Genomic DNA, 756 nt, shown 5'->3' with positions numbered 1-756 from the left:
ATTAGTCATGTTGCCAGCATTTACAACGTTCTCTACGTGTGCGCTTGGAAGGGGTCGTTCGCCGAGTCGCTAGCAACTTTCGATTCTGCTGCTCGAAAAGGTGAAGATCTTAACAAAATTTTGCGTGTTTGTCGTAAATTTTACGGCTCCATGGATTGTTGTAGTGATACGCCGCAGTTCTTGAACAGTGTTCAGAATCCAAAAAACGCGGATTTTTATGGTGTAAATTATTCGCCTATCAACAATCCAAATTTTCTTGGCACCGATGAATTTGATGTTTTGTCGCGAATGGAGACTTTGGTAAACTATGCGAACCCTAAGAGCGAGAACGGCGGAGAGTCACTTGCGCGGGCGATAATGCTTGAGCTTGGTTTTGTGGAACCAGAGTTGCAGCACGAGTTTCCAAACCCGAATTATCCACAGAGCCCATATCGCGCAGATTTTATGTGGAAAGTTAACGGAAAAATTATTGTTGGCGAGCTGGATGGCACTGATAAATATTTGATTGAAGATAGAACTTTGTTTGATAACCGCTCGGCTGCTTACGACTTGCGTACTGAGGATTTTGATGGAAGTGTTGAAAATATCAACAACTTCAGCACAAATAACTTATATAGATATAATCGTGATGCAGTTAGGAAGGAACGCAATAGAGAGCGGTGGCTTATGGATTGCGGAGTTGTTAGGGTTGTGCGATTTGATTATTGCGATATCTTGAATCCGCTTGAGTTTAAGAAGAAGCTGCTTTCTGCGGGA

The 756-nt window shown here is 42.7% G+C and carries 1 pseudogene; it reads left to right on the top strand.

Annotated elements, in window-relative coordinates:
- Window positions 1-756 (top strand): annotated as a pseudogene (locus NYP69_RS06485) (hypothetical protein); the annotation flags it as partial.

The organism is Gardnerella sp. c17Ua_118 (genome assembly GCF_055804255.1).
This window is presented reverse-complemented; position numbering and strand designations above follow the sequence as displayed.